This window comes from Streptomyces sp. (assembly GCF_031181555.1).
GTDB classification, from domain to species: Bacteria; Actinomycetota; Actinomycetes; order Streptomycetales; family Streptomycetaceae; genus Streptomyces; species Streptomyces fimbriatus.
Genome location: NZ_JAPSKQ010000058.1, coordinates 25,130 through 31,753 on the forward strand (window position 1 = coordinate 25,130; position 6,624 = coordinate 31,753).

Annotated in this window: 6 protein-coding genes; 5 read left to right on the forward strand and 1 reads right to left on the reverse strand. The window is 75.2% G+C overall.

Annotation, left to right across the window (positions count from 1 at the left end):
- Nucleotides 1-25 precede the first annotated feature (25 nt).
- Nucleotides 26-3,028: a bifunctional [glutamine synthetase] adenylyltransferase/[glutamine synthetase]-adenylyl-L-tyrosine phosphorylase gene (locus RIM90_RS14665; protein WP_309061132.1), complete on the reverse strand. Its 3,003-nt coding sequence runs from the start codon at nucleotides 3,026-3,028 to the stop codon at nucleotides 26-28.
- 249 nt (nucleotides 3,029-3,277) lie between these two features.
- Here RIM90_RS14665 and RIM90_RS14670 point away from each other — a divergent pair, with 249 nt between their 5' ends.
- From RIM90_RS14670 to RIM90_RS14690, 5 genes are all read left to right on the forward strand, one after another.
- Entirely contained in the window at nucleotides 3,278-3,718 is a 441-nt protein-coding gene (locus RIM90_RS14670; RefSeq protein WP_309061133.1) for a VOC family protein, read from the forward strand.
- A gap of 230 nt (nucleotides 3,719-3,948) precedes the next feature.
- Nucleotides 3,949-4,638: a hypothetical protein gene (locus RIM90_RS14675; protein WP_309061134.1), complete on the forward strand. Its 690-nt coding sequence runs from the start codon at nucleotides 3,949-3,951 to the stop codon at nucleotides 4,636-4,638.
- A gap of 1 nt (nucleotide 4,639) precedes the next feature.
- On the forward strand, nucleotides 4,640-5,074 hold the full coding sequence (locus RIM90_RS14680) for a phage holin family protein (RefSeq protein WP_309061135.1): 435 nt from the start codon (nucleotides 4,640-4,642) through the stop codon (nucleotides 5,072-5,074).
- The gene (locus RIM90_RS14685; protein WP_309061136.1) at nucleotides 5,050-5,748 is read left to right on the forward strand and encodes a DUF3618 domain-containing protein; all 699 of its coding nucleotides are present in this window, start codon (nucleotides 5,050-5,052) and stop codon (nucleotides 5,746-5,748) included. The genes RIM90_RS14680 and RIM90_RS14685 overlap by 25 nt, the downstream gene beginning before the upstream one ends.
- 562 nt (nucleotides 5,749-6,310) lie before the next feature.
- Nucleotides 6,311-6,624, forward strand: a 314-nt coding sequence (locus tag RIM90_RS14690) for a helix-turn-helix transcriptional regulator (protein ID WP_309061137.1), incomplete at its 3' end; no start/stop codon positions are given.

Sequence of the window (6,624 nt, forward strand, 5' to 3'; positions counted from 1 at the left end):
AGCCGCACCCGGCCGGTCCGGCGGGTCAGGCACCCCCGTAGAACAGCTCCTCCACCACGCCCCGTGCCCTGCGCGCCGTGCGCCGGTACGCGTCGAGCATGTCGCCGGCGTGGCCGGGGCCGTAGCCCAGGTAGCGGCCGACGGCGGCCAGCTCGCGGGGCTGGGTGGGGAAGGTGTCCCCGGCCCTGCCCCGTACGAGCATCACCGCGTTGCGCACCCGGGTGGCCAGCACCCACGCCTCGTCGAGGATCGCGGCGTGCTCCTCGCGGACCAGCCCGGCCGCGCGGGCGGCGGCCAGGGCCTGGCGGGTGCGGGTCGTGCGCAGCCCCGGTTCCCGCGCGCCGTGCCGCAGCTGCAGCAGCTGCACCGTCCACTCCACGTCGGACAGCCCGCCCGGACCGAGCTTGGCGTGCAGCTTGGGGTCGGCGCCGCGCGGCAGCCGTTCGGACTCCATCCGGGCCTTCAGCCGCCGGATCTCGCGGACCGCCTCCTCGTCGAGCCCGTCGGCCGGGTAGCGCAGCGGGTCGATCAGCTCGGTGAAGCGGCGGCCGAGGTCCTCGTCCCCGGCGACGGGCTCGGCGCGCAGCAGGGCGTGCCGCTCCCACACCAGCGACCAGCGCCGGTAGTACGCCTCGTACGACTTCAGGGTGCGCACCAGCGGGCCGGACTTGCCCTCCGGGCGCAGATCGGCGTCGATGAGCAGCGGCGGGTCGGCGCTCGGGATCTGGAGCAGGCGGCGCATCTCGGAGACGACCTTGTTCGCCGCCCGCGACGCCTCCTGTTCGTCCGCGCCGTCGCGCGGTTCGTGCACGAACAGGACGTCCGCGTCGGAGCCGTAGCCCAGTTCGTGCCCGCCGAAACGGCCCATGCCGATGATCGCGAACCGGGTGGGGAGCGTGTCCCCCCAGCCCTCCCGGACGACCGCGCGGAGCGTGCCCGCGAGGGTGGCGGCCGTCAGGTCGGACACCGCGCCGCCCACCAGGTCCACCAGGGCTCCCTGGTCGGCCTCGGCGGGCTGGGACTCGGTGCCGTAGGAGCCGATGATGTCGGCGGCGGACGTGCGGAACAGCTCGCGGCGGCGCACGCCACGGGCGGCCGTGACGCCCTGCACCGCGTTGTCGGCGCGGCGGACGGCGGCGAGGATCTCCTGCTCCAGGGGGGCGCGCGAACGCGGCCGCAGTCCCCCGCCGTCCCCGTCGCCGAGCAGGGCCACCGCCTCGGGGGCGCGCATCAGCAGGTCGGGGGCGAGCCGCCCGGCGGACAGGACGCGGGCCAGGTTCTCGGCGGCGGCTCCCTCGTCGCGCAGCAGCCGCAGGTACCAGGGGGTCTTGCCGAGCGCGTCGGAGACCTTGCGGAAGGTGAGCAGGCCGGCGTCCGGGTCTGCGGAGTCCGCGAACCAGCCGAGCAGCACGGGCAGCAGGGTGCGCTGGATGGCGGCCTTGCGGGTCACGCCGGACGCCAGCGCCTCCAGGTGGCGCAGCGCGGCGGCCGGGTCGGCGTACCCGAGGGCGACCAGCCGCTCCCGGGCCGCCTCCGCGCTGAGCCGGGCCTCACCGGGGGCGAGCGCGGCGACGGCGTCGAGCAGCGGCCGGTAGAACAGCTTCTCGTGCAGCCGCCGTACGACCGAGGCGTGCCGCCGCCACTCGCGGTGCAGGCTCGCGACCGGGTCGGTGCGCAGGCCGAGGGAACGGCCCAGGCGGCGCAGGTCGGCCTCGTCCTCGGGGACGAGGTGGGTGCGGCGCAGCCGGTGGAGCTGGATGCGGTGCTCCATGGAGCGCAGGAAGCGGTAGGCGTCGTCGAGCTGGGCGGCGTCCGCGCGGCCGACGTAGCCGCCGGCGGCGAGGGCCTTCAGCGCGTCGAGGGTGGTGCCGCTGCGCAGGGAGGCGTCGGCGCGGCCGTGCACCAGCTGCAGCAGCTGCACGGCGAACTCGACGTCGCGCAGGCCGCCGGGGCCGAGCTTGAGCTGGCGGTCGATCTCGGCGGCGGGGATGTTCTCCACGACCCGGCGGCGCATCTTCTGCACGTCGGCGACGAAGTTCTCCCGCTCGGCGGCCTGCCACACCAGCGGCTGGAGCGCGGCGACGTACTCCTCGCCGAGCGCGAGGTCGCCGGCCACCGGGCGGGCCTTGAGCAGCGCCTGGAACTCCCAGGTCTTGGCCCAGCGCTGGTAGTAGGCGAGGTGGGAGGCGAGGGTGCGCACGAGCGGGCCGTTGCGGCCCTCCGGCCGCAGGTTGGCGTCCACGGGCCAGATGGAGCCCTCGACGGTGGTCTCGGAGCAGATCCGCATCATGTGCGAGGCGAGCCGGGTGGCGGCGCGCAGCGCCTTGTCCTCGTCGGCTCCGCCCGCGGCCTCGCCGACGAAGATGACGTCGACGTCGGACACGTAGTTCAGCTCGTGCCCCCCGCACTTGCCCATCGCGATCACCGCGAGCCGGCACAGCGCGGCGTCCTCGGGCGCGGCGGCCCCGGCGAGGGCGAGGGCGGCGCGCAGGGTGGCGGTGGCGAGGTCGGCGAGTTCGGCGGCGGTCTGGGCGACCTCGGTGGTGCCGCACACGTCACGGGCGGCGATCGACAGCAGACAGCGGCGGTAGGCGACGCGGAGCGAGACCGGGTCGGTGGCGCCGGCGAGGCCGCGCTCGAACTCCTCGACGCCGGGGTGCAGGTCACGGGGCTCGTAGGTGACGAGGGCCCGCCAGTCGTCCGGGTGCCGGGCGAGGTGGTCGGCGAGGGCGGCCGAGGCGCCGAGCACGCCGAGGAGCCGGTCCCGCAGCGGCTTCGCGGCGATCAGCGTGTCCAGCAGCTCCTGGCGGGCGGTGGCACCGCTCTGCGCCTCCAGCAGCCGCACCAGCCCGAGCAGCGCGAGGTCGGGGTCGGCGGTGGCGCCGAGGGCGTCGAGCAGCACCGGGTCGTTGCGCACGGCCGTCAGCTCGGGGCCGTCCAGCAGCCGTTCGGCGGAGGAGGGATCGGTGAAGCCGTGCCGCAGCAGCCGAGTGAAGGTACTGCTCCTGCGCCCCGGCGCCGACGTCATCCCCGGCCTCCCTCGTGCCTCGGATCAGGGTCGTACGGCCATGAGCCTAACCGGAGTGCCGGTCCGGGGCCCCGGGGCGGCCGCTTCCACCACGGTCCGGGACGCGCCGCCGTGCTCTCGGTGGCGCCGCGGACCGTTTTCGGCTTCGGTGAGGGAGAGCCGTTCAGCCGGACCCGGTGGCGGTCCGCCCGGCACCGGCGTCGCCGCCGACGGCCGACGGACCCGACAGCCGACGAAGGAGTCCCGCCCATGGACATGACCCTCGAAGTGATCCCGCTGCCGGTGAGCGACATCGACCGGGCCAGGGACTTCTACCGGGACAAGGTCGGCTTCCACGTCGACATCGACCAGGAGGTCATGCCGGGCATGCGCATCGTCCAGCTGACCCCTCCCGGCTCCGGCTGCTCGGTCGCCCTCGGCGACACCGTCTGGGACACCATGGCCGGCCCCCGTCCCGCCCCCGGTTCCTACCAGGGCCTCCAGCTCTGCGTCGCCGACATCGAGGCGGCCCACGCGGAGCTGGTCGCGCGCGGTGTGGAGGTCTCCGAGCCGGTCCGGTACGCCCCGGACGACGGCGCCACGTTCATGTACTTCACGGACCCGGACGGCAACGGCTGGGCGGTCCAGGAGTACCGGCGGCGGGCCGCGGAGCCCCTGCACCGGCTGCTGACGAAGCTGGCGGAGTCGTAGGCCGGCGCGGGCGGGGCACCCCCCGTGGGGGGCTCGCCCCGGCCCGTGGGCGTGCTGCCGTCCGGCCTCGCGGCACATGGTGACCGCAACAACGTGTCAAACGCGGACAAATGGCCACTCGTGGTGGGACGGACGGCTTCGTGTGCCGCCCCGGCGCACTGTTTCGGCATCGCGCCGGAGCACCGGGGACACGGGCCGCACGCAGGACATCCGATGAGGAGAAGTCGCCGATGAGTGAGTCCATACGGACCGGATCCGGGAGCACCGGAGAGAAGGTCAAGGCAGAGACCTCCGCGACGGCCGGCCAGGCCAGGCAGGCCGCGACCCAGGTCGCGGGAACCGCGGCGGAGCAGGCCCGGACCGTGGCGGATGAGGCACGGCAGCAGGCCGGCACGGTCATCGACGACCTGCGCAGCCGTGCGATGGACGAGGCGGAGGGACAGACCAGGCGCGCGGCCGAGACGCTGCGCCAGTGGGCGGGCGACCTTTCCAGTCTGGCCGCGCACGCCGAGAAGGACTCGCCCGCCCGCAGCCTGGCGGCCCAGGCGGGCGACAAGGGGCAGCGAGCGGCCGACTACCTGGAGCGGCAGGGGGTGCAGGGCCTCGTCACCGACCTCCAGGGCTTCGCCCGACGCCGTCCCGGCGCCTTCCTGGGCGGCGCGCTGCTGGCCGGACTGGCCGTCGGACGCCTGGCGAAAGTGGCGCAGAGCGCGTCCCGGACCGACGGATCCGGGCAGGACCAGGTCACCGCGGCACCGGGCCAGGGCGCGCTGACGCCGCCGCAGGCACCGGCCTCCCAGGCCCTGCCGGCCGCTCCCCCGCCGGGTACCGCGCCGCCGGCACCGTCCGCGCCGCCGGCCCCGCCGACCATCGGTACGCCGCCGACCGGGACGACGGGCCGTCCGTTCCCGGAGGTGTGAGATGGCCACGATGTCCCCGCTGTCCCGGACCGGCGCGGCCGAGCCGCAACGACCGGAACAGGACAAGTCCCTGGGCGAACTGCTCTCCCAAGTGACCTCGGACCTGCAGACCCTCTTCCGCCAGGAGGTCGAGCTGGCCAAGGCCGAGATCAAGGAGGAGGGCACCAAGGCGGGCAAGGCCGCCGGGATGTACGGCGGCGCCGGCTTCGCCGGCTACATGGTGCTGCTGTTCCTGTCGCTGGCGGCCGTGTACGGCCTGGCCAACGTGATGGACGGGGGCTGGGCCGCCCTGATCGTCGCCGCGCTGTGGGCCGTTGCCGCGGCCGTGCTGTACCAGAAGGGCCGCGCGCGGATGCGGACCGTCTCCCCGAAGCCCGAGCGAACCGTCGAGACCTTGAAGGAGGACGCGGAATGGGCACGTCACCCGACCAAATGAGGGCCGAGATAGCGGCCACGCGGAACCAGCTGTCCGCGGACGTGGACCAGCTGGCCGACCGGACCAGTCCGCGCCGCATGGCCCGCCGCCGCAGGGCGAGGGTGCGCGGTGCGGTGTCGGGCATGCGCGACCGCGTCATGGGCACCGCCTCGCACACCGCGCACGGGGTGGCCGGCACCGCACGGTCGGCGGCCGGCTCGGTGCAGTCGGCGGCCGGCTCGGTGCAGGAAGGCACCGGACGGGCGGCCGACACGGCACGCGAGGCCGTCGGTCAGGCGGGACAGGCCGTCCAGCAGACGCCCGAGATGGCCCGCCGCCAGACCCAGGGCAACCCGCTGGCCGCCGGCCTGGTCGCCTTCGGCGTCGGCCTGCTGGTCTCCTCGATGCTGCCCGCTTCCCGGGCCGAGCAGGAGAAGGCGTCCGAGCTGATGGAGCGCGGCAGTGAGGCGCTGGAGCCGGTGAAGCAGGCCGCCGCCGAGTCCGCGCAGCACCTGAAGGAAGGCGCCAAGGAGGTCACGCAGAGCGCGGCCGCGGAGGTGAAGGACACCGCGCAGCAGGCCGCCCGCACCACCCAGGACGAGGCCCGCGGCCAGGCCGGCCAGGTCACCGACCAGGCCCGCGACTCCGGCCGCCACCTCACGGACGAGGCCCGCAACCGCCCCGGCCCCGCGTGAGGCCGCTTTCCGGGCGCTGACCAGCGGGGAGTCCCGCCCTCGGGCCGCACACGGGCCGAGGGCGGGACTCCCCGCGTGCCGCCGCCCCGGCGGGCGGCCGGCGCGGGCCGGAGGATCAGCGGCTGAAGATCAGGATCAGGACGACGGTCGCCACCGCGCTGATGACCAGCGAGCCGATGCAACCGACCCGGTTGCTGAAGAAGAAGAACATGGCCCCCGGGTACCCCGCCGCGCCCGGCTGGGACCGGTCGACGGCATATTCTTCGGAAAGGCCCCCGCACGGGCCGCCGTCTCCCCCTTCGTCGCGTACGAGCCGTCACCGTCGGGCGCGCCGTGCGTCCCGTCGGCACGCCGTTCTGCCGGGACATTCGCTCCCACCAGCGTCCTGTGGCTGGACTCGCCGACGGCATCCCCGGCTGCGGACCGGGGGCCGGAGCCGGGAGGCCGGGTCCCGCGTCACCCGTTGGCGTGTCGCGGGGTCCGTTCACGTCACCCGGCGTCGCCGGTCCGCCTACCGTCGGGCACGTCGCGATACGACGCGTGGTACGGCGGAGGGGTGCGGATGCCGGTGGACGGCGAGGTGCAGGCGGACGAGCCGGGGTGGGAGGTCGACCCGGACGACGAGTGGGGCGTGGCCGTCGTCGCCACGGTGGGGCGGCAGCTGAAGCTGCGGCGGGAGGCCGTGGGGATGCGGGCCGCGGAGTTCGGGGCGGCGGTGGGGTACGGGGAGGACCTCGTCTACAAGGTCGAGGGCGGGAAGCGGATCCCCCGGCCCGAGTACCTGGAGAAGGCGGACGAGGTGCTGGGGGCGGGCGGACTGCTCGCCGCGATGAAGGAGGACGTGGCGAAAGTCCGGTACCCGAAGACGGTGCGGGA